Genomic DNA, 22,580 nt, shown 5'->3' on the forward strand with positions numbered 1-22,580 from the left:
GAATTAATGGGCTTGTTTTTGAATTAAAGTGCGGCGAATTTACTTAGCATTTTCCATTTCAAGCAAATCGGCTTGCAAGGTAGCATCGGTTGGATAATAGGTCAACGCTAGCTTCAACAAACGTACGGCTTCGTCGGTGCGTTTTTGGGCGTGGGCATCGTAGGCCATGTTTTTGAAGCCGAAAACTGCTTCGGCGTTTCCGTTTTTGGCAGCGAGTTCGTAAGCGGATTCTGCACGGTCATAGAATTTAGAATCGTAGGCGAGGTTTCCGAGGAATATTGCGGCATCCGAAAAATCTGGCTTAATTTGCAAAATGTTGTTTAATATTTCCATCGCGACATACGGTTTCTTGTCTTCGGCGAGGACATCGGCGAGCTTGTACATAATTTGCGTATCGTCGATTTTTACGCTGAGGGCTTCGCGGTAGGCGTTGGCACTTTCTTCAAAGTTTTTGTTCAAGCGATAGACATCGCCAAGATAGACGAGGAAATCGGATTCTTCGGGATGGAGCGTGTATCCTTCGCGGATTACGGCAACGGCTCGGTCAAAGTCATTCAACGCGATGTTTGCTTCGGAGAGCTGATAGACGATGCTGATATCATTTTTGTCGAGGCGGTAAGCGTTCTCGATGGCACGCAATGCGCCGACTTTATCGCCGGTTTTATTGTAGGCTTCGCCGAGGTAGAGCCAGCCAGAAATGTTGTCCGGGTCAAGTTTTAATGCACGGTGATAAACGGCAATGCATTCCGCGTATTGCTTGAGGCGGAAATAGACGCTAGCCATATTGAACAGAGCCGGGACAAAAGAGCCGCTCGAATAGTCAACAGCTTTGCGGTAAGCTGCTGCCGCTTCTGGATATTTTTCCATTTGGTACAAGCTATTTGCGATGTTGAAACTCACCGCTACGGGGTCTGCTCCGCGAGTTTCGGCTTTGCGGTAAAGTGTAATGGCTTGCTTGTATTTGCCATCGCGATAAAGAGCGTTTGCGCGTTCCATTAAATCAAAGGAGGACTGCGCCGCAAGGGAAACGGAAGCAAGTAAAAAGACGACAATGCCGAGACGAAAGACGATAGACGATAGACGAAAGGATTGTCGCGAACCCTCGTTTAGACACTTCGGCAGATTCGGTTTACCACTCAGGGACCTTGCTATAAAAAGTTTTTTCAAGTTACAAAACATATTCATCAAATTCCTCACTAGATCCCCGCCTTCGCGGGGATGACATAAAATCTTATTTCAACAACACGCATCCAACGGCCTACTAACCACATCTCACTTTCTACTAACCACTGTTTACTAATCACTGTTTACTAACCACTAATCACTAACCACTAATCTCTAAATTTCACTTCGAAGGGTTGTTCCATGCCGCAGAAGGCGACTGCTTTGCCGTCTTTTTCAGCGGGAATGAACGTCATGCTGGCGATGGCGTCCTTACCCGCTTGCGCAAGCCCCGAACCTGCCGGCGATTCCTCAATCACCTTGATATCATAAGCACGACCGCCCACATCGACGCAGAAACTGAGACGCAACATAGCGTCGATTTCGCGATCGCGGATTTGCGGCGGCACTTGGAAATTCGCCATAGAGCGACTTTCGGGCTTTTTATCGACATCGCCTTTCCCCGCAGACATCGCACCGCCACGAAAATCGGCCACGAGTTCATCGCTAATTGCAGCACCAGCCGTTCCCGAAACCGCACCGAGGTTCATCGCAAAACGCGGCCCCGCCTTGGGAGAACGCGAGTTGGACTTTTGGCGGTTCGGCTTGCGAGCCGTGTGCTTTTTCTCGACTTTCTTTTCGACTTCTTCGATTTTCTTCACAGCGACTTCGGTCTTGACGAATTTGCGTTCATGGAAGACTTTGCCGTTCAAGAACAAATTCGCCATCGTCACGGAAAAAACGAGCACCACGCTCGCGAGGATTGCCGCGAGAAGGATTGTAAAACGCTTTAATAATTTCTTAACAAGTTTCATTTAATTCCTAGATCCTTCGACGGAGTTTACCCTGAGCTTGTCGAACGGGCTCAGGATGACAAAGTGCTATTTCAAGAATTTATTGGATTGCTTCGCTACGCTCGCAATGACGCAATCATCTTCTTTGAAAAAGCGATTCTTAAACAGCATTTCCTTCCTACCGTCTACTTCCTACTGCCTACTAGCCATCACTCTGCTTGTGCCGCGATGGAGACTTTTTTCACACCCGCCAAATTGCACATGTCAATGACCTGGACGAGTACACCTGTTTCTGCTTCTTTGTCCGCAATCACTACGGCTTCGCGGTCGGGCGTTTTTGCTAGCGATTGCTTCAAAATATCCTGCAAGCTTGCCAAATCCACCTGACGTTCATTCATGTGAATCGTTCCTTCACGCGTAATCGCAATGAGCAAGTTTTCTTTTTCAAGCTGGCTTGCCGATTGCGCTTGCGGTTTCGTCACATCGACACCCGTTTCGCGAGTGAACGACGACGTTACGACAAAGAAGATGAGGAGGATGAACACGATGTCCATCAGCGGGCCCATCTCGATGCCCATATCTTTTTGTTTTCTTCTCGGTAAATTAAAGTCCATAACAAATCCTTTAGATTGCTTCGCCTACGGCTCGCAATGACAATTTACGGTCGCAAAATAGTTGTCGATCACCGTTGCACCAAGTTCCATCTCTTGCTTGAGCATTTCAATGCGTTCATCAAGACGTTGTTTCAAAAGCGTTAGCGGAAAAGCCACCAAAAGTCCGCTTTGTGTAGAAATCAGAGCTTCCGAAATGCCGTCCGCCATCAGCACTGGGTTCTGATTGCCGTATAACGTAATCACTTCAAACGTCGAGACCATACCTGTTACCGTTCCAAGCAAGCCCAAAAGCGGAGCGGCAGCGGCCATCACCGAAATGATGTGATTGCCCTGCTCCATGTAGCGTACGCTTTTCATCATGCGCACTTGCATGTAATCGCAAAATTCATCGTAATTCTTCTGAGCCACTTCAATCGCATACGAAAATTCTCTTGAGAGGAATCCGCCACGTTTGCGGAGCCTCTGGAGAGCCACCGCTTCGCAGTATTCTTTTGCAGGGGCATTCGCGATTCCGTGTGCGTCACCAATTTTTGAGACAGAACCTTCGCCGTTTAAATCACGTTGCATGCGTCTCACGACTTTGTGGACGTCATTCCTGAAAGAATCACCGCCAATGCGCATCCAGCTCGCAAAAAGGAAGTAGAACCCGACGACACCTGCCAAGAGGATGGGGAGCATCACCACGCCGCCCGCCTCGTAAGTGTTCCGCAAGGATTCTATGAATATGTAGTACGTGTTAGTCATATATTCATTTCCGCATAGCCACTTCGATAAAATCAATGCCTCTGCTTTTCTCTAGAAAGGTCGGTGAGCCTGTCGAACCGCCCCTGAATCAGAGCTTCTTTTTTTGCCCGACTCCAACCTTGAACCTGTTTTTCTCTCGCAAATGCATCATCAACTCTCTGAAATTCTTCAAAATAAACAAGTTCTACAGGACGATGTTTTCTTGTATAATTTGCTCCTAAGCCTGAATTATGTTCCATGACACGCTTTTCCAATTCTCTTGTACTTCCAGTATAGTATGAACCATCCGAACATTTTAATATATACATATAGCTACTCATATTAAAAATTCCTTTTTCTCTTGTTCACTTCGGCCCTTCGGCAACACTTCGATAAACTCAGTGCACCGGCTCAGGGACCTTATTTTTCGTCAAGGTTGGTGAGCTTGCCGAACCACAGGGACCTTATAAGTAATCAGTCAACTTTTTCCTTTCCGAAGACTTTATTCATAAGCGAGGTGCTTTGCACATAGAGTTCGCTCGTTATCTTTTCAATTTTTTCACTCAGGAGACCATGCAGAATCATCACAGGGATTGCAATGACAAGACCCATTTCTGTTGTGACAAGTGCTTCGGAAATACCGCCCGCTAGCACGCGGGCATCATTTGTTCCGACTTCGGTAATCACAGTAAAGAGCGTGATGATGCCCGTCACTGTTCCTAGCAGTCCCAAGAGCGGAGCGATTGTGCCCATCGCGGCCAAAAGACCCATACGGCGTTCGAGTTTTGGCTGCTCACGGAGCAAAGCCTCTTGCAAGGAGCGTTCCGCATTTTCACGAGTGTCGTTTACCTTGTTCAGGACGGAGAAAAGCACCATCGAAAGGCTCGTTTCTTTTTTGAGGCAAAGCATCGCGGCATCGTCATATTTCTTTTCGGCGACAAGCAAGTCCAGCTTTTTGATAAAGCGACGGCCAATCTTTCCGCGGTAAGAAAGCACCAGGAGACGTTCAAGGAAAAGCAGAAGAGCAATAATCGCGACTAATGCCAACGGATACATCACAATGCCGCCCTTCTTGAAGAACGCTTTGAATTTTTCCGTCCAAGTTAATTCCTTGACATCAGAAATAGAATTCTTGATGGCTTTGTTCTGCAAGACATCCAAAGGAATCGCGATTGTTGCTGACTGCGACGCACTTGCCGCAGAGCCTGACAATGTCCCCGCCTGATTCACGGCCTGCTTGATATTTGCGGCCATTTCCGTCGGCAAATTTGCGTTCCATTCAAAAACTTTGCCTTGCAGTGCACCTGAACGCATCAAGGCCTGCACGTTGCCATTGTCGTTTGCGACTTCGCCGAGGAACACAGTTCCCATGCGTAAGCGATTCACGTTCACATCCGGGCGGGAACCCACTTGCGAAATTTCAGCACCGTAGAATTGCGTATAAGTGACTTCGTGGCGTTTCAGCAAATCATCCATGAAGCCTTGCACCGCAGCAATCGTATTCGGCACCTTCTTTTCGGCTTCAATATTTGCCTGCTTCAAGCGTAACAGGCGAGCGTTCATTCCGACCGGGTAATCGCCGGCAACATCGCCAAGCGTCTTTTCAATCGAGAGTTTCACTTGTGTATTGAAAGCATCAAAAGAAATTTCTTCGCCCTTGGCTTTTTCTTCCGCTTCTTCGGTGACGTTCTTGCTCGACATCGCTTCTTCGGTGACGCGGCCCAAATCCGTCGAAAGCTTGGAATAGCGGCCATCGAGTTCACGCGTTTTGTTCTGGTGCTCTTCGGTCATCTGCGATTCCGCATAGCGATTGCTCCAATGCTTGGCATCGAGCTTTTCAAGCGAATCTGCTTTTTGCATGCGGATGCGGGTGAGCGTTTCGACTTCACGTTGCAAATTGCGGACTTCGACTTGCAACAAGGAATCCTTGATGCGGGCTTCGTCTTCGGCGTTTTTCTTGTCGCTACTCCACGGCCACGCAAAAGCTGAGGACGCGAGCATAAGGATGACGGCTGTTGATTGCAAAAATCTCATTACTTACCCCCTCCCACAACAGAAAGGCTTACAGGCAAGTTTACAATCTGAGGAGGCTTTTTCGCCTGCTTCACTTCTATTGCCAATTTCACAGCAGCACGTTCTTCCAGATTCAAATTTTCATTCCATTCATAAACAACATTACCATTTTCGATTTTGCGTTCCAAGCGGCCGTAAACAGAACCGTTTTCATCGACATAGACCATCCACTGGTTACCAATGCGGAGAATCGAAGCGTTCACGATTTCGCCATCCTTGCGGGTCAAAGGGCTATTGACAATCGCGACTTCGTCGCCGAACTTGATTTCTTCTCCAAGCAAAGACTTGAGGCGAGAAAACGCTTCTTCTTCGGTCACATTGCCGCTTTCGATTTCACGCGTCAAGGACTTTGCACGATCCAGCCTGCTTTCGCGTTCCCACGGGAGCGTCTGCGAAATTTGCGTTTCCAACTGCTTGCTGATTTTGGCAAGTTCCAAACGCAATGCACGGCGTTTGGCGGCCACATTTTCGCTCTTGTTCTTTGCACGCGCCTGTTTGTTGCGTTCTTGCTGGAGGCTTGCAGCCACTTTACGGATTTTTGCATTCAGGCTATCAATTTCTGCAAGGCGGCGTTCCGAATCTGCCTTATAGCGTTGTTCCAGCAACTTATGACGCGAAACATCAGCACGTAGCATAGAATCCGTCGCCGCAATTCTCGTATTCAATGTCTGGATTTCGGAATTCAGCATTTCCTTTTGCATTTTCAAGTCGCGAATTTCGGACTCGTAATCTGCAAAAGCAATGCCCGAAAGCGAGAAAACTAAAACCGCAAAAGGCAATATATTCAATCTTTTCATAATTTTTCCAAATAGGTTGTCTCTAAATTACATTATTTAAACACCTGAACGCTTCAAAAGTGTCACCGTGTTTGAAGATTTTTTTGAAATGGATTTAATTATTGGCATTTTACTTGATCGTCCTCGACTTTGCACCAATTTTCACATATCTGGGTACGGAACACGGATTTTGTCACCTCCGTACCATCATCACGAATTTCTAATAATCCAATTTCTCTATCTCCACATACATTTTCCACTTCGCGATGAAGAATACTTGATTTTAATTCCTGAAGATAATAACGGCTCACAAAAGCCGAGCGGCACTGTTCGTAATCCTGCATATTCCAATCACGGTCGGCACACCAAAGCCACAGATATTCTTTGCATTCGTTCTTTTCCGGGCGTTCCAAACAATCCTTTTGAAGTTGAGAACAGTTCGCAAGGTTATTATTTTTGAAATTATTTGCCACGCAGTAACGTTTTAAACCTTCATCATACGCTTTAGACTTTTCTTCTGCATTGATTGTATCCGGCAAAAACTGCGACCACTTGGTAGTATCAAGCGTCATTGCGGCTTTTACGTTGGATGCATAGCACGTTTTAACATTCCTATTATAAACAGAATCCCGATAAAGCAAGGACACCATTTCATTAGCTTTTTGCAAACCATATAAATAAACATCTTCATTCGACATTCCAGAGCAAGTAACATCCTGATAAAGTCTACAACCACGAGAATCCCAACTATCGGCATTATCGCCCTCTGTGTCCTTGCAATTGCTCCAAGCCATGTGTGAAAAGCCAACAGCATCACCACTAACTTCTATGTTAATTGTCGTTTTTGCCATTCCGCAAAACACGCCCATTCCATTTTCAATATTTGATTCTGGAACAACACGTGAATCCGATACAGACTGTTTTACCTTTTCCATATAATCAACATATGCATCATCAGTCGAATAAAGATCTACCGAGATCGAGCCTATCGGGAGCATCATATTCATAAGATAAAGTGTGTCAAGATTTTTTATCCCTGCCACGATCCTGTTTGATGAAAATCCAAGATTCTGTTGAGTTTCTAAAGGATCATGCATTGCAATTCCTCGATACCCTTCTTCATCAGCATCTTTTATTCCTTTGAACATCTGATTCATCGTGGTATTTTGCGATTCACCATCTCTTATGTCGTAATTCATAATCGAAAGTACGCCTCGTACAGTTTTATCATAATCCAAAGCGGCCTTCACAAATTCCATATCCATCGGATATTCCAAAAAACTCACATAGAACAAATTAGATTCACTGCGATTTTCTTGCCACACATAGCCACCCTTCTGTTGCGGCACATTCATGCCCTTGACTGTCACCCGATTCGGAATCGTTGCGATAGCCTTATAGGTCGATTGCACCGCATGGCCAGCGCTATCCCATTTAAAGGAGGCGCTTAGCTCATATGATTCGCCAGAAATTCCGTAAAACATATAAGGTGTATAAAAGCAATTCGGGTTCGACGATTTTGGTTCAAGAACCGCAGTTGTATCAATTCTTTCAAATTTTTCACCCGTCACAAAGCGACCAGAAACTGAAACATTTGCGCTATCGTAAAACGCAAAATCCTGCGATGAAGTTTCTTCAAGCTGGTAGACCTTTGAAAAACAGACATAGGGATTTCCATGCGCCATCACGTAACCATACGTATAAATGCCTGTATAGACTTCGCGTTCTTCGGGATAGTATTCCCATGGGCCATGGAAATCACAAGCAGCAAGCAGTAAACCAACCACTAACCACCAACCACTAATCACTCTAAAAATAGTATTCATAATTCAGCATAATCGGTAAAAAGGGGAACTGAGTAATTTTTGTTTTCTTCGGAGGATTCTTGCGCGTATCATAGAAAGTAAAGAACATGTTATCGTGATTCGTCAAGTTGATAATCGTCCAGCTAAAGTTCCACTTGCCTTCGCGTCCGATGTCTATTGCCTTCAAGTCTATGCGGAAGTAATCCGTTTGGCGACCTGCATTGCGGCTACCCGGAAGCACAACAACTTCATCCGTATATTTTTGGTGTCCCAAATCTTGCGATACATAATATCCTTTGTATTCACTAATCGGCATGCCCGATGAATATTTAAGTGCGAGCGACGAGCGGAAATAACGACCTTTTTTCTTGTGTTTCCACAGAGCGTCTTCGTCGCCTTTCCAGTTGATGCCTAAATCCAGTTTTAATGCGTACGGCTGATGCCAACTGGGGAAATACGCCTTAGTGCCGTCGTTTGCTCGCATCACGCTGATGCTTTGGCTCCAGTTGATTCCGCCGAACCACCAACCTTTATCTTTGCGGAGTGAAAGTTCATAACCGAATGAATAGCCACTTGCTGTTCCAAAGCCATCCGCAATCACGAAGGACTTGGAAGAAGTTTCTTCACTGCTATCCGACACCATTGTAAAGGTGTTCAAGTTATTTTGCGTCTTGTAGTAAATGCCTGCTGTAAAATCATAGCCTTCAAAGAGGTCACGTTGGCTGTACTCCGTCGCAAAGAGCCACGAAGACGCGGGCTTGATATGCTTGCCGTCCGTAGTCGTCGTTGCCGGATAATAAAATTCGTTTAACGTTTCTTGGTCTGTATAGACAATTGAATTCATGTATTGCAAATAGTAGCCGCCATAAAGTTCCAGCGTTTTCGAATCGTCGAGGTTCATCGTCACAGAAGCTCGCGGCTCTACGCCAAAATGTTTCGAAGCCGTCTGATAATTGAATCGCAGGCCATATTGCAGCAAGAAATCCGGCGAAATTTTCCACGCATCTTGCACATAAGCGACATGATGGAACGTCTTTTCGATATCAGCAACCGAAATCGATGCCATTGATTCCTGATAACGTTCGTAATCGTATTCCAGTTCGTAGCCGAACGTAAACGTATGATTTTCGATGCCTCGGAAATTCAACCATTGCTTTCCTGAGAATGTATAAAGTAACATTTCAATCGACATGAGGTCGCTAACCTTCATCGTCTGGTAGAATTTACTGTAAGCAAACGTCGCATTGTAATCCCAGTCGCCATTAAAACGGTGATAGAAACCAAGCGGGATTGCAACGTTTCCCCAGTCCATGTAAAGCGGGTCAAATTCTAATTTGTCCTTACCGATGTAATAGCTGAACTTGAGGCGAGTATCTTTCGAGAAATCGAATATGAACGTTCCCTGCAAGTCCGTAAATTCATAATCGAGGTCAAGGTCCAAAAGCCCAATGGCATTGCACAAATCGAGAATATAGCCGATGTAAGTCGTGCGGCCAGCAAGCACCCAACGGGCCGGGCCCTTGTGTCCTTCGGTATGGAGTTGGGCCGCAAACGTGCTAATCTTTACGCTTGTTTTGCTGAACCATTCTTCCACAGAATCCTGACCTCCTGCACGGCCATCCATCTTCAGCACAGAACTCAAGCGGTTGCCGTACTGAGCCGGGAATCCGCTCTTGTAGAACTGCACGTCGTCAATGCCTTCGACGAGGAACGTGCTGAACAAGCCGAAGAAATGCACCGGCGAATAAACAACCGCATTATCGAATAAGAACAAATTTTGGTCGGCAGCACCGCCACGCACGTAAATCTTGGAACTGAAATCAGAACTCGCGACAACGCCCGGGAGCGCCTGGATGCTCTTGATGACATCCGCTTCGGCAAGGCCCGGCATGCGTTTGATGGACTTTGCAGAGACAACAGATTCGCCGGGTTTACGTTTAGGGCGGCGACGCAGCTGCACCACGACTTTTTTGAGTTCGGTAATTTTCGAGTTAGAACTGTCTGCGGCAAGAAGTTTATCCACATCAACAGCAGAAGTACTATCAGAGGTTGCTGCATCTTCGGCTTGCAATGACGAAGAATTGACGGATGCTGAAGTGAAATGAGAATCGGCTGAGGCAACGTTACTACTGTCATTCTGGATTGCCGCAGGCACGATAGAATCCACAAACATTTCCCCCAGCGTCATGCTGAACGTGCTATCGCTACCAAGATAAATCAATTCATAACATTTTTCCTTTTCGGCTCCCGCCGTATCCGAATTTGTCACACATACGTTCCAAAGCGTATCTTCCGGGAGCACAACGCTAAAAGGCGTACCCACAGTCGTCTGTAACGCTTCGCCCGTTTCAAGGATTTCGACATTCAGCTTTTCGCCCACTGCAAAAGAGGAATCCTGCACAACGCCGTTAAAAACAATGCTTTCACGGGCAGCGGCAATCGCCACCACAACCGATACAAAAAAAATTATCCTCAACATAAATTTCATTACAATTTCAATTCCTTTCCCCTATGAAACACCTTAACGAGCGAAAAGTGTTACCACATAATTGAAAAAATTTAAAAATTTACGGTAAAAGAAAATGACATCCCACGCAAAGGCTAAGGTCGCAAACAAAAAAATCACCCTATCTAAATAGGATGACTTTTCTAACAACCAATAACTAATGACTACAGGCCAACGGTCATTGTCCAGCATCCAAACTAGAATCGGCCTACGGTCAGCCCTGCATAGAATCCCGGCCACCAACGACCTTTATGATTCTTGTAGCTCACATCATCGTGGTAATCGGCAAGCGGCTTGAGCAAGAGTTTATTCAAGTATCCTTCGCTCGTCAAGTTCAGCGTTGCGCCGACTGAAATGCCAAAGAACGGGAACAACTGATACACATAGCCCACTCTTCCGCGATGGTGGAATCCTGTCTTGAAATCGTCTCGTTCGTCAAGGTCAAATTTGTCATAAACGTTAAAGAACGTGTATTCTAATTCAAAGTGGCTTCCGTACTTTCCAAATTGAGTTCCTATGCCGAATCCACTTTCGTAGAATTTTTCAAACTTGCTGAAGCCAGAGCCTTTCTTGAAGAATCCCGCCCATTCGATATTGGAGTAGAAATAAGCAGTTCCCAAATGCACTGAGCCGCCGAGCGCACCCATTTCGTTGATGTAAGGAGTTGCACTCCATACTCCGTTTCCGACGATGTTGATGATGCCGACTGGAGATTTTTCGCAGTTTCCACAAATGTTGACAATGCCCCATTGGCGGCCTTTTTCATTAGACGCGTAGTTGATAACGCCTACTTGAAGTTTATTATTTTCATGGGATACATTTATGCCAGCGGCCACTTGAATATCGCTCTCCTTGGCCGCATTGATGCCCGCCGTCACTTGGACGTTCGATTTTGACGCGACATTGATTCCAGCTACAGCCTGCACATTCGCGGATTCTGCCACGTTGATGCCTGCTGTCGCTTGCACTTTCGTTACTTTGGCATAATTGATACCTGCCGAGGCTTGAACGCCGTCCAAAGTGTCTAAAGCCAAATTCACGATACCGGCTTGAACGCCCGAAGACTTTTGTCTTGAAAGGTTTACACCCGAACTGACCTGGACTCCGTCGAAAGAACCGGCATAGTTCAAGGCTGTCGAAATCTGAACTCCCTCAAAACGATGTCTAGCAATGTTGATTCCGGTCGTCAATTGCAAACCATGCATTTCCTTTTGAGTGATATTTGCAGCCAAACTAATTTGAGAACCGAGCATGTAATCCCTTGTACGTGTCACAAGCAAGCCTACCTGCAAACCTTTACGCGGCTCTTTATCGCTATCGATGATATTGAACGTCGTGCGATACCTTCCATTGCGGTCGAGCGAATCCAGGGAACATGCGATAGCGTCTCCGTTTTCACAAGTCCCTCTGCGTTTCAGTTCACCGCGAAGCACCGTCTGTTCCGCCATAACGCTCTTGAAATTTTCGAGCGTCATCTTTTCGCGTTTTCCATTCGAAAGTATTACAGTTGCGCCCATGTAATCAATATCTTGTTGGAGGTTCACCGCATAACGCCCAGCCGGGAGGCCAAGGCTCATTGCATGGCCCCGCTTCTTGTTGAGTTCTGCCACGAGTTCGCCATTTTCATCGCGGATGTACAAGCGTCCATATACACCTTCATCCAAATCAAGCCCCGCACTTGTCGTACGCAAATCCGTCATCACCACGTCGCCCGTACCGGCGAGATTCATGTCGCGGCTCGGATGCTGAGCGCCCCCCATCGTCGTTTCGGTTTTTTGCAGCGTCTCGTTAAAGGCGAACTGGTACGCTTCGGACAAAGTCACCTTCCCGTCGCTGCTCAAGTCGCCAGCTCCGCGAAGTCCGCTTACCAGCGAATGCGTAAAGAACGATCCCTTGAGTTTATCGCTTTCCTGGCTCGATTCATCTTGCGTGCTGCTTGTGATAAACGCATAGCCTTTCATGTCGCTGCTCTGATCGACCATGAACGCGGGCACCGCCTTACCGCCTTTCACGCGGGTAATGGCCCCGGAACCGCAAGCGTCAATCACGGCAATTTTCACGTCGGCGCTGAGAGCGTCAATGCGATTGCGTAAATCTTTCCATGTGTAAGTTTCATTACCCAAGCGAAGGCCGTTTTCGTCCGCATGTCCACTGTAATAGACAAGCACCTCGTCGCGTCCGTTGGATTTTTTGTCTTGCAAAATTTTAGCATCGAGATTCGAAAGTTCCTTTTGCAATGCTTCAACAGACGGTTCTTTCACGAGAATCACGTTCTGCGGCATCACGCCGCCCATTTCTTTGAGCACTTTTGCAAAAGAGCGTGCATCGCTTTCTGCATAACGTAACATCGGGCGGCCCGAACCGCCGTTGTTTGCGCTTACGGCAATCACATAGCGGTTGATGCGGGCGGATTCCGTAGCATTCGTCACATTAGCCGCATTGGCATGAGATGCCAAAAGCAACAACGCCAAAATAAATCCAAAAGACATTGCAGAAAGCACGCCAAAAGTTTTATTAGATATCATAAACATTATTTACCCGCCTTTTTGAGAGTAAAACCAATCACCTTTACATCGCTTCTCTTGAGCAACTTATCGACATCATTTTCTTCGACCGCAAATTCCTTCGGAGAAGTCACGAAGAAGAATTTTTCAAAGTAAGGGGCGTCATCTAATTTGTAAGCAAATGGGAGCGAATTCATTTTACCGGGAGTAAGCTCAATCGCTTTAACGCCATCGCCCATGTGGAGCGTCAAGGCTCCATTGCCATCCATGCTGAAAAGGAGGCCGAAACATTTTTCTGGCACTGCGTAACGCAACTGGATTTCGTCGCCTTCGCGGACTTCATCGAGGTCCTGCAACTGCACGATTCCAGCATCCGTCTTTTTCCAGACTTCCATGCGAGCGTCAAGTCCCTTAATTCGCGTATCAGACTGGGTTTCGGCAAATGCAACCTGCGTAATTTGCGAACCATCGACAGCAGCAACATCGTCGCCGTTTCCGGCTGCATTTCCACCAGCCACGACGGTTTCACGCTGCGCCATGAACGCCACCAAGGCCACTGCAAAAATGAACATGGCCGCAGCCGCAAATTTCATAAGCGTAAAGCGCGGCGCAATTCTCGCAGCATTCGCATGTTGTGCAGAGTCCGCGACGTTCGCTGTTTCAAGAACATCCGCAGTTTCTGGCACATCAGCCAACTTCCCGGCCAACGTTTTGAACGGCAACTTGTTCAAAATCGCCTTGTTGTCTTCGCGGAGCATTTTTACGCGATTTGCAAACACCACGTCAGTTACTTCGAGTTCGCGAAGCATATTCATTTCTTCATCCGGCAAATCGCCAGTCAGGAATCGTTCTAATTTCCAATCGGGAATCATAACTTTACCTCCAGAGTTTTAACTTTGGCCTGTAACCCACGCAAACGCTTGCGCACTCCGCTTACCGAAAGCCCGACTTCACGAGCCGTTTCTTCGAGCGTCATACCATCGACAAAATGGAGCACCGCCATTGTGCGGCTAGATTCGGGTTCCTTCGAAAAGAGTTTTGCCAACTTGCTTTTCGTTTCGTAATCGTCACATTCGTCTTCGGCACATGCGATATTCAAAAGCAGGCTCGAAGAATCTACGTCAAGTCCACGACGACGCTTGTCGCGAATGCGGTTCAGGCAAAGTCTCGTTGCCGTGTTCCACAAAAGGCTGCTCGGCGATTCTAAATCCAGACGCTCCGTCGCAGAATAAATCCGCAAAAAAACGTCTTGCATCAAATCGCTCGCTTCTGCGTCATCTTGAAGGAGTTGCAAGCAACGCCTATAGACCATAGGCGCGTACGTCTCGTAAATCTTCGCAAATCCTGCTTTATCTAAGGTTTTTAGGCTTTTCACGTTTATGTAACACCAGAGGAGGTCAAAAGTGTTACCATAAAATTTAAAAATTTTGAATTATTCTCTATCAACAAAAAGGCGATCCCGGCACAAGGCCGGGATGACAAAGCGATTCAGCCGGGATGACAATGCAATGCGGTTGGAATGACAGTGCTAAACCGAGTCAGAACTTCGTAAAGTCTGCATCGACTTGCGGAAAATTTCTTTGCCCGACCCCAATTCAAAGAAATACTTGAAAATACCGAGATCCACCTTGGCAAAATAGCCCAAACGGTGTTTCGCCGTCACGCGACCGCTTTCATCTACCGTAAACCGGGCCTTGAACTGGTTCAAAGCCGAAGGCGCTAGCATCACGCAGTCGATCCCCTTCTTGAACCAATCCGGGGCAGAGTCGTAATCGGGAGCAATCCGCGTTACAGGTTTCATCGGGTGCTGCACGCCCTGCGTTTCGCCATGGCCAATCGCAATCACGAGTTCCAGCTTTTCGCCATTGTCGATTTCAATCGTCGGCGTTTTCTTGAACGTAAGCCCCACCACGCATGTATTCAGCCCCAAAGTCTGTGCCAAAAGCACGATATCCGCAGTCGCATAGCCTACGCGTTCATCGAACGAGGATTCGCAACCCGCAACTGTCTTTTGCCCGGCAACCGCAATGTAGTTTTTGACGTTTCTGAACGAGCCGTAATGTGCCAGGCGACCACTGAACGCCACATCGTCATTCAAAACAAGTTGCATGTGGAGCGCGAAATTTTCGTTCAACTTCGCAATCCGGGCATGCAATTCTTCCACCTGCTCTTGGCTAAGCGGTGTAGAACTGTACCTACGCACGGAATGGCGTGCAAAAACGGCTTCTTCTAAAGTCATGGTCCCTCCATTTATAACAGCGAAATCGAAAAAAATGTCACCCCAATGGTTTCTTTATCATCAAAAAAAAGATAAATTTTATATGTGTAAAAAGGAACAATTATTTTAATTTTTTGGGGGAGCTCATTATGAATATCCAAGAACGTTTTTTAAAGTACATCAGTTATACGACCACATCCGATGAATCTAGCGAAACTTGTCCGAGCACGCCTCAGCAACTTGAACTCGCAAAATATTTGGTCGAAGAACTGGAAAATATCGGGCTTTCGCAAGTGAAAATGGATGAAAACGGCTACGTCTATGGGCTTTTGCCGGCTACCGCAGGGCGTGAAAAAGACACCCCAATCGGTTTCATCAGCCACATGGACACCTCGCCGGACTTTTCGGGCGAGAACCCGAAACCGCAAATCATCGAAGATTACGACGGTGCCGACGTATTGCTCGCAGGCTCGGGAGCAACGCTCAAAGTCGATGACTTCCCGACGCTCAAGTGGCTCAAGGGCCGCACGCTCATCACAACCGACGGCGCGACGCTCCTCGGTGCAGACGACAAAGCAGGCATTGCAGAAATCGTGACCGCCATGGAAGAACTCGCCGAAACGGACCGCCACGCCGAAAGTCGCGGCTACGAGAATCTCTCAGGGCACGGCGATATCTGGGTCTGCTTTACGCCTGACGAAGAAATCGGACGCGGGGCCGACCGCTTGGACTTGGATTATTTCAAAGCGAAATACGCTTACACCGTCGATGGCGGCTACGAAGGCGAAATCGCGTACGAAAACTTCAACGCCGCAAGTGCCACGTTCAAAATCCATGGCAAAGGAGTCCACCCCGGTGAGGCAAAAGGCATCATGAAAAACGCAAGCCTCATGGCCGCCGAAATCGCAATGGCACTTCCTGAAAAAGAAACGCCAGCCACGACCGAGGGCCGCGAAGGGTTCTACCACTTGACCGAAATGCAAGGCGACGTGACTGAAGCGACGCTCAGCTACATCGTCCGCGACCACGACCAGACGCGATTCGAAGACCGCCAAAATTACCTCAAGGAAATTGCGGAAAAGTTCAACGAAAAATTCGGCGGTACGCCATTTGCCAAAGCTAGCGAAAACCGTGCCGGCGGCTCAATCGTCGAACTTGAGCTCAAGCATTCCTACAGCAACATGCTGCAAGTCATCGAGAAAACGCCCGAAATTCTGGACAGGGCACGCACCGCTATCGAATCCATCGGAATCCACGCTGTTAGCGACCCCGTCCGCGGCGGAACCGACGGAGCAAAGCTCAGTTTCATGGGGCTTCCTTGCCCGAATCTCGGCACAGGCGGCTACGGCTACCACGGGCCTTTCGAACATGTGACCGTCGAAGGCATGCAAGCCGTAGTGCAAATCATCAAAGGCATCGCCAAAAGCAAAGGATAGAACGAGTCATTCCAATTTGAAATAAGAAGCCGTTTGAAATTCCTGTAATATTATTATACATTTTCAAGTCAAAAGGAGAAAAAATGTTACAGGGGCTTCTTTCTTTTGAATTATTGGGGCTGTCAGGAAACGCGTGGTTTACAATAGCTGTAGTCCTCGCGCTTTTTGCAGCCATGATTTTTTCAAAACTGCGTACAGACATCATCTTTCTTGCCGCCATGTCCATTTTGTTCGTGAGCGGAGTTGTCGATGCCAAAGGCGCTTTTGGCGGTTTCAGTTCGCCTTCCGTCCTCGTTATCGGAGTCCTCTATGCCGTTATTGCGGGCCTCAACCATACCGGCGTTTTAAACTGGATTGTTAAACATTTGATGGGTTCTCCCAAAACATTGACGGGTGCAATTACACGCGTCATGCTCCCCGTCGCCTTTTTGAGTTCATTATTGACAAACACGACTGTCGTTGCGCTCTTTATCAATATCGTAAAGATATGGTCTAAAAAGCTTGGCATTTCGCCTTCCAAGCTTTTGATTCCGCTCAGCTACGCTTCTGGAATGGGCGGCATCTGCACATTGATCGGCACGCCGCCAAACATCATCATTTCGGGGCTTTACAACGATACCACCGGAATCCAGCTCGGCATATTCTCGACAACGCTTTGCGGCCTGTTCTGCCTTGCCGTGGGCGTTTTGTCTATCATCGCCATGCAAAAGCTTTTACCCGAACGGAAGTCGCCTTTAAGCAGTGTCGAAGATGACGATTTGACATTGGAGCTCCGAGTGCCTTCGAAACACAATTTCATCGGAATGACACTGCAAGAAATCTACGAGAACAACCCACGTGGATTCGAAAAAGACAAGAATTCAATTCTCGCCATCCGCCGTTTTGACAACGAAGTCGAAGTCGCCACACCCGATTCCATCATCATGGGTGCAGATGCCATCATCGTTTCGGGCAAAGCAGATCAGCTCCAATGGATTTGCAACAACTTGCACTTGAAAAACGAGCATCTGGAAGGCGTTCTCGAAAATGCGGGTCTCGTCAAAAAATACAGCAAGAAAACGGCCATCTCGGCGGCCATCATGGTTACAATGGTCCTTCTTTCTGCATTCAATATACTGCCGTTGCTTTCTTCTTGCTTGCTCGCCGCTGCCGCCATGATTATCTTCCGCTGTTGCACGAGTTCACAAGCGATGAACTCCATCAACTGGGAAATCCTCATGGTTTTCGCGGGCAGTATCTGCCTGGGGAAAGCTTTGGAAACTACGGGCGTCGCGCAGATGATTGCAAATAACCTTTTAAACCTCTGCGGGAGCAACCCTTACATATCGCTTGGGGTTATGTGCGTTGTCGCGACCTTTATTACAGAATTTATTAGCAACACTGCGACTGCGGCTATGTTCTGCCCCATAGCCATAAGCGCAGCGACAACCCTCGGAGTCAATCCGCTCACGTTCTGCATCGCTTTGATGATTTCGGTGAGCAGCAGTTTTGCAACACCCATCGGTTCCCCGACGCACATGCTCGTCTATGGTCCCGGCGGTTATCGTTTTACAGATTTTGTTAAAATCGGGGTTCCGATGAATTTTATCATCCTTGCGGCAAATTTATTCATTACTCCTTTGATTTTCCCGTTTAAATAATATAAGTTAAACCTATCAATTCCATCAAGAAAGATTATACATTAAAGCATATGGAGGTCAACATGCATATATCATTCGTCATCTTCAATATAATTGTACTCGTCATCATTGCAGTTTCTGCATTCTTCCTAGGACGCTACGTCAAAAAAGCCAACGAAAAAGAATCGCCCGATGCCAAGAATACGACCCCTTACGAAGATTGCCTTGCCCATAACGAAAAAATATACAACTACGGTACGTTCACGGACGCTCGTGACGGCGAAACTTACCGTACCATCCAAATCGGCGACCAAATCTGGATGGCCGAAAACTTGCGTTTCAAAGCTAAAGACAGTTACGCGCCCGATAACGAAGAGTCGAACGTCAAGAAGTTTGGTCGCCTTTACACTTGGACTTCCGCTCTGGATATTCCGCCTGAATTTAGCGAACAGTCTCCGGCCAAGGATATTGAAATGTACCGCAAGATGAAAGACCCGAACTATCAGGGAATTGCACCCGAAGGTTGGCACATTCCAAGCAACAAGGAATGGGAACAGCTTTTAAGCCATCTTAGCGAAAAATCCAACGGCCGAGAACTGCGTAGCACATGTTTCTGGCTCGAACCCGGTTACGATTCCTTCGGATTCTTCGCTCTGCCTGCCGGCTACCGCTTTGACAACGGCACGTTCAACCACTTTGGCAGACGCGCTCGATTCTGGAGCAAGGACGAATACGGCAAATCGAACGCATTCCGCCTCGGCCTCACCGACAATTCCATCGATATCGAAGGCGTGTATCGTTCAGACGCGATATCCATCCGTTGTGTGAAGAATGTGTAAATGCGGTAGGCCGTAGGAAGTAGCCAGTAGGCGGTAGGAAGGTCACACCACTCCTTCATCCTGAGCAATATGGCCCTTCGGCTAGCTCAGGGACCTGATTCCGTCATCCTGACCCTGTAAGGGGATATATGAAACTTGGCACTTCAGTGCCTTAGTTGAATTAGGTTCGTAGGAGCAGGATCCAGTCAATTCCCGACGATGCTATTCATTTAACGTAAAAGTCCCTCGCGAGTATTCGCGAGGGCTTTTTTTGCTTGCGCAAGATCGTTTCAGTTCCGAGGAGGGGTGTTTAGTTGGATAAATCGTCGCCGTGAACGTAACTTACAAAAGCAAATCGTTTGCTGTCGGGTGCCCAGGAATTGACATTGATTGTTCCTTGTCCGCCAAAAAGCTTGAGGATGGTTTCGGGTTCACCCCAGTTTGCAGCATCATTTTCACAAGCGCCGTTTCTATCGCGTTGAAGACCGTCGCTGGAATTGCGACGCATTAGACGCAGTTCTACGCTCTTGTTGGGGACGTGTTCACCCGGACGAACATCCGTTTCCGTATAAGCGACCATCACAACCTTTTGACGGTCCGGCGAAATATGCGGGAACCAAGTATTCCAATGCAAGTCATGCGTCATTTGCGTTTGTCCGGAGCCATCCGCCTTCATGCAGAAAGCCTGCATGCGCCCGGAGCGTTCGGAATTAAACCAAATGTATTCGCCATTGCAATCGTATTCAGGGCCGTCATTCAGTCCAAACGCTGTCGTGAGCCGCGTTTCGTTGCCGCCAACCGCAGGTATCGTATAAATGTCATACGAGCCATTACGTTCTGCGCAGTACGCAAGCGTTTTGCCGTCCGGTGTAATGCCATGCAAATAGCTTGGAGCAAGCGGCGTTACCAAACGCGGCAAACGTCCGTCAAAGTGAATCTTGTAAATGCGCGAAAGGCCATCTTCTTTTGTGTGGTGGCTTACGTAAATGCCGCTGCCATCCGGGTCGAGAACGTGGTCGTTGTTGCAGTTATCGACAAAATAACTTTCAATTTCTACTACGTCGCCAGTCGCTATTTCGAACTTGAAAATGCGGCCATTGCTGTTGTACGTGAGGAACGTTCCATCCGCACTCCAGTTCGGAGCTTCAATCACGCCATCAAATTCCTTAAGAACTTTCGCTTCGCCAGTTTCGATATCAAAGACTTGCAAAATAGACTTGTCGCCGTCGCGGTTCCATGTTTCGGCTGGAGAAATTTCAAACGGAAAACACACGCCAAACTGTTCGCGGATTTTATCCATGAACGTCATGAATTCCATCGTTTTCGCATGCGTCATTTCCGGGCGTTCCCAAATAATTTGTTTTGAGAGTGAGCGAGGAGCCGAGTGGTTGCAAATTTCATGCCGGAACTGCGCGGGATTTTCAATCGCTTCCCTGCATGCAAGGACTTCGTATTCGTAACAGTTGCAAAGACGCGGCGGCTCAACAGATTCAACAACATTCCCGGCATCATCGAGCAATTCCAGCTTTACCATGTCGTTCAAGTTTTGCACACGGATTTGCCCCGCCGTTCCGTAAATCACGCCCTCGTTATGCGTCGGCGAGACCATCGAAGTCTTGAGATAAGCCTTTTGGCCATTTTCGTACGTGAGATTTATCCAGTCGCTTGCATCCACGCCCGTCTTGAACTTGACACATTTGCAATCCATCGATGCAATTTCATTGCGGACAACTTTTCCGTCAGCATCAACACGCTCGCCGAGGAACAAATCCGCAAACGTAAGGCTATAAATGCCGATATCAAGCAGTGCGCCCCCCGCAAGCGCCGGGTCATGCATTCGCTCCCGATCGCTAAGTTTCATCGAGAAATCGGCTTCAACGGTTTCCACATTCCCAATACGACCATCGCGAATCCAACTGCGGATGGTCTCCAGCGCAGGCAAGAATCGCGTCCACATTGCCTCGCACAAAAAAACACCCTTGTCGTGCGCAAGCGAAATCACTTCTGCAGCAAGTTTCGCATTTGCTGTAAACGCCTTTTCGACCAAGATGTTCCGGCCATGTTCAATACAAAGTTTTGCAAATTCATGATGGTGCGAATGCGGTGTCGCAATATAAATCAAATCGATTGAAGAATCCGCCGCAAGTTCCTCGTAACTGCCATATGCTTTTTCAAATCCATATTCCTTGGCAAAAGCAGTCGCCTTTTCCAAGTTGCGGGAGGCAACGGCGTAACATTCCACGCCCATCCCCTGATTTTCCAAAGTTTTTACCGCAGCCGCCATCTTTGTTGCAATGTGACCGCACCCAAGAATCGCAAACTTCAAATTTTTCATACCATAAATATAAATCGCTCGCGCCCAAAACCGCCAAAAAATTTTGCACCCCCTGTTTACCGCTGTAGCCGAATAAAATCATACCAGTTTATCACTTGCCGCCCACACTCGAGCCTGTCATGCCCGTCACCGAACGGGCATCTCCCACGCCGTCAAACACTTTAGAATTTGATATATTTCACACCATGAATCAAATCAAAAGTGTTGCAGTTGTGGGTCTCGGGGCTGTCGGCGCCGTTGTGGCAGAACAGCTCTTGAGCGTTCTCGGGAACAAGCTTTATTGCGTGATGGACGCCGAACGCAAAGCGCGCTACCAGGCAAGCGGAATCGTCATCAACGGGAAAAAGGCGGACTTCAACTTTGTCACGCCGGATGAAGTCCCGGTCGTTGACCTTGTGATTTTCGCCACCAAGAATTTGCAGTTCAACGAAGCGCTTGAAGAAGCCAAAAATGCAGTCGGCCCGAACACAGCTTTGCTTTCGCTTTTGAACGGCGTGCATTCCGAAACAGAAATCGAGCGCGTTTACGGTGCAGAAAAGACGTTGTACGGATTCATCGTGAATTTGCAGTCCATCAACAAGCGCGGAAACATCGACTGCGCTGGCCGAGGCATCATCCTCTTTGGCGAAAAAGACAACCGCCATTCCGAACGCGTTGAGGCCGTCCACCAACTTTTTGAAGCGGCGCATATTACGCACAAGATTCCAGAAAACATCCGTCTGGAAATGTGGAAAAAGCTCTTGATGAACACGGTTTTCAATTCCATCGGAGCAATTTGCCGATCCACATTCGCGGGTTTCAACTTCCCGGTAATGCAATCACTTGTGCGAAAAATTGGGAACGAAGTCATTCAGGTGGCAAACGCCGAAGGCTTTGCGCTCACGAACGAAGACCTCGAAGAAAACTTGCGCCTCACATGTAACTACACGCCGCTCGGCAAGTGTTCCATGCTGCAGGATATCGAGGCCGGACGCAAAACGGAGAACGCGTATTTCTGCGGAACCATCACTAAGCTCGGGAAGGCTCACGGGATTCCGACGCCCTACTGCGAATTTTTAGGCGAACTTATCGAAGGGACTGAACTTGCGCGTGACCTTGTTAAGGAACGCTAGACAAGATGGCGATCCCGCAACAAGTGCGGGATGACATTAAGAAATAATAGATCCCGTCGCTGCGCTCAGAATGACGGAGCAGCAGG

At 47.7% G+C, this 22,580-nt stretch carries 18 protein-coding genes and 1 pseudogene; 4 read left to right on the plus strand and 15 right to left on the minus strand.

Going from position 1 to position 22,580, the window contains the following annotated elements; all coding sequences use genetic code 11:
• Positions 1 to 39: 39 nt before the first annotated feature.
• The 13 genes from IKG78_RS07405 to IKG78_RS07465 all read right to left on the minus strand — a co-directional run bounded on the left by IKG78_RS07405 (position 40) and on the right by IKG78_RS07465 (position 15,195).
• Positions 40 to 1,071, minus strand: coding sequence for a tetratricopeptide repeat protein (locus tag IKG78_RS07405; RefSeq protein ID WP_366075010.1), 1,032 nt, complete (start codon positions 1,069 to 1,071; stop codon positions 40 to 42).
• A 260-nt stretch (positions 1,072 to 1,331) separates the two neighbouring features.
• Positions 1,332 to 1,976 (minus strand): energy transducer TonB, encoded by a 645-nt coding sequence (locus IKG78_RS07410; protein WP_290941720.1) that lies wholly within the window; start codon positions 1,974 to 1,976, stop codon positions 1,332 to 1,334.
• 188 nt (positions 1,977 to 2,164) lie between these two features.
• Positions 2,165 to 2,569 carry a biopolymer transporter ExbD gene (locus IKG78_RS07415; RefSeq protein ID WP_290941723.1) on the minus strand — a complete coding sequence of 135 codons (405 nt, stop codon included), beginning with the start codon at positions 2,567 to 2,569 and terminating at the stop codon, positions 2,165 to 2,167.
• Between the two features lie 24 nt (positions 2,570 to 2,593).
• On the minus strand, positions 2,594 to 3,313 hold the full coding sequence (locus tag IKG78_RS07420) for a MotA/TolQ/ExbB proton channel family protein (RefSeq protein WP_290941726.1): 720 nt from the start codon (positions 3,311 to 3,313) through the stop codon (positions 2,594 to 2,596).
• 32 nt (positions 3,314 to 3,345) lie between these two features.
• Positions 3,346 to 3,633 carry a GIY-YIG nuclease family protein gene (locus IKG78_RS07425; protein WP_290941729.1) on the minus strand — a complete coding sequence of 96 codons (288 nt, stop codon included), beginning with the start codon at positions 3,631 to 3,633 and terminating at the stop codon, positions 3,346 to 3,348.
• Positions 3,634 to 3,766: 133 nt separating this feature from the next.
• The gene (locus tag IKG78_RS07430) at positions 3,767 to 5,326 is read right to left on the minus strand and encodes a MotA/TolQ/ExbB proton channel family protein (protein ID WP_290941731.1); all 1,560 of its coding nucleotides are present in this window, start codon (positions 5,324 to 5,326) and stop codon (positions 3,767 to 3,769) included.
• The gene (locus tag IKG78_RS07435) at positions 5,326 to 6,162 is read right to left on the minus strand and encodes a DUF3450 family protein (RefSeq protein ID WP_290941734.1); all 837 of its coding nucleotides are present in this window, start codon (positions 6,160 to 6,162) and stop codon (positions 5,326 to 5,328) included. Before IKG78_RS07435 ends, IKG78_RS07430 begins: the two co-directional genes overlap by 1 nt.
• A 98-nt stretch (positions 6,163 to 6,260) precedes the next feature.
• Positions 6,261 to 7,967 (minus strand): hypothetical protein, encoded by a 1,707-nt coding sequence (locus IKG78_RS07440; protein WP_290941738.1) that lies wholly within the window; start codon positions 7,965 to 7,967, stop codon positions 6,261 to 6,263.
• Positions 7,951 to 10,425 carry a TonB-dependent receptor plug domain-containing protein gene (locus IKG78_RS07445; protein ID WP_290941741.1) on the minus strand — a complete coding sequence of 825 codons (2,475 nt, stop codon included), beginning with the start codon at positions 10,423 to 10,425 and terminating at the stop codon, positions 7,951 to 7,953. The genes IKG78_RS07440 and IKG78_RS07445 overlap by 17 nt, the downstream gene beginning before the upstream one ends.
• A 224-nt stretch (positions 10,426 to 10,649) precedes the next feature.
• A complete protein-coding gene (locus IKG78_RS07450; protein WP_290941744.1) occupies positions 10,650 to 12,977 on the minus strand; it encodes a caspase family protein in 2,328 nt (775 codons plus the stop codon).
• Positions 12,978 to 12,982: 5 nt separating this feature from the next.
• Positions 12,983 to 13,828 carry a hypothetical protein gene (locus IKG78_RS07455; protein ID WP_290941747.1) on the minus strand — a complete coding sequence of 282 codons (846 nt, stop codon included), beginning with the start codon at positions 13,826 to 13,828 and terminating at the stop codon, positions 12,983 to 12,985.
• On the minus strand, positions 13,825 to 14,331 hold the full coding sequence (locus tag IKG78_RS07460; protein WP_290941750.1) for a sigma-70 family RNA polymerase sigma factor: 507 nt from the start codon (positions 14,329 to 14,331) through the stop codon (positions 13,825 to 13,827). Before IKG78_RS07460 ends, IKG78_RS07455 begins: the two co-directional genes overlap by 4 nt.
• A gap of 153 nt (positions 14,332 to 14,484) precedes the next feature.
• Positions 14,485 to 15,195 (minus strand): nitroreductase family protein, encoded by a 711-nt coding sequence (locus tag IKG78_RS07465; RefSeq protein ID WP_290941752.1) that lies wholly within the window; start codon positions 15,193 to 15,195, stop codon positions 14,485 to 14,487.
• Between the two features lie 128 nt (positions 15,196 to 15,323).
• Here IKG78_RS07465 and pepT point away from each other — a divergent pair, with 128 nt between their 5' ends.
• The 3 genes from pepT to IKG78_RS07480 all read left to right on the plus strand — a co-directional run bounded on the left by pepT (position 15,324) and on the right by IKG78_RS07480 (position 19,068).
• Positions 15,324 to 16,610, plus strand: a complete 1,287-nt coding sequence (gene pepT, locus IKG78_RS07470) for a peptidase T (RefSeq protein WP_290941755.1) — start codon at positions 15,324 to 15,326, stop codon at positions 16,608 to 16,610.
• A gap of 83 nt (positions 16,611 to 16,693) precedes the next feature.
• Complete coding sequence (locus IKG78_RS07475) at positions 16,694 to 18,250, plus strand: SLC13 family permease (protein WP_290941757.1); 1,557 nt, start codon at positions 16,694 to 16,696, stop codon at positions 18,248 to 18,250.
• 62 nt (positions 18,251 to 18,312) lie between these two features.
• Entirely contained in the window at positions 18,313 to 19,068 is a 756-nt protein-coding gene (locus tag IKG78_RS07480; protein ID WP_290941760.1) for a fibrobacter succinogenes major paralogous domain-containing protein, read from the plus strand.
• A 289-nt stretch (positions 19,069 to 19,357) separates the two neighbouring features.
• Here IKG78_RS07480 and IKG78_RS20305 read toward each other — a convergent pair whose 3' ends face one another.
• Together IKG78_RS20305 and IKG78_RS20310 are read right to left on the minus strand one after the other, a co-directional pair.
• The gene (locus IKG78_RS20305) at positions 19,358 to 20,320 is read right to left on the minus strand and encodes a transporter (RefSeq protein ID WP_366075012.1); all 963 of its coding nucleotides are present in this window, start codon (positions 20,318 to 20,320) and stop codon (positions 19,358 to 19,360) included.
• A 705-nt stretch (positions 20,321 to 21,025) separates the two neighbouring features.
• Positions 21,026 to 21,382 (minus strand): annotated as a pseudogene (locus tag IKG78_RS20310) (Gfo/Idh/MocA family oxidoreductase); the annotation flags it as partial.
• Between the two features lie 185 nt (positions 21,383 to 21,567).
• Between IKG78_RS20310 and IKG78_RS07490 the strand changes: the two are divergent.
• Positions 21,568 to 22,494, plus strand: a complete 927-nt coding sequence (locus tag IKG78_RS07490) for a 2-dehydropantoate 2-reductase (protein WP_290941765.1) — start codon at positions 21,568 to 21,570, stop codon at positions 22,492 to 22,494.
• The last annotated feature ends 86 nt before the right edge of the window (positions 22,495 to 22,580 follow it).

It is taken from the genome of Fibrobacter sp. (assembly GCF_017545445.1).
Lineage (GTDB): Bacteria > Fibrobacterota > Fibrobacteria > Fibrobacterales > Fibrobacteraceae > Fibrobacter.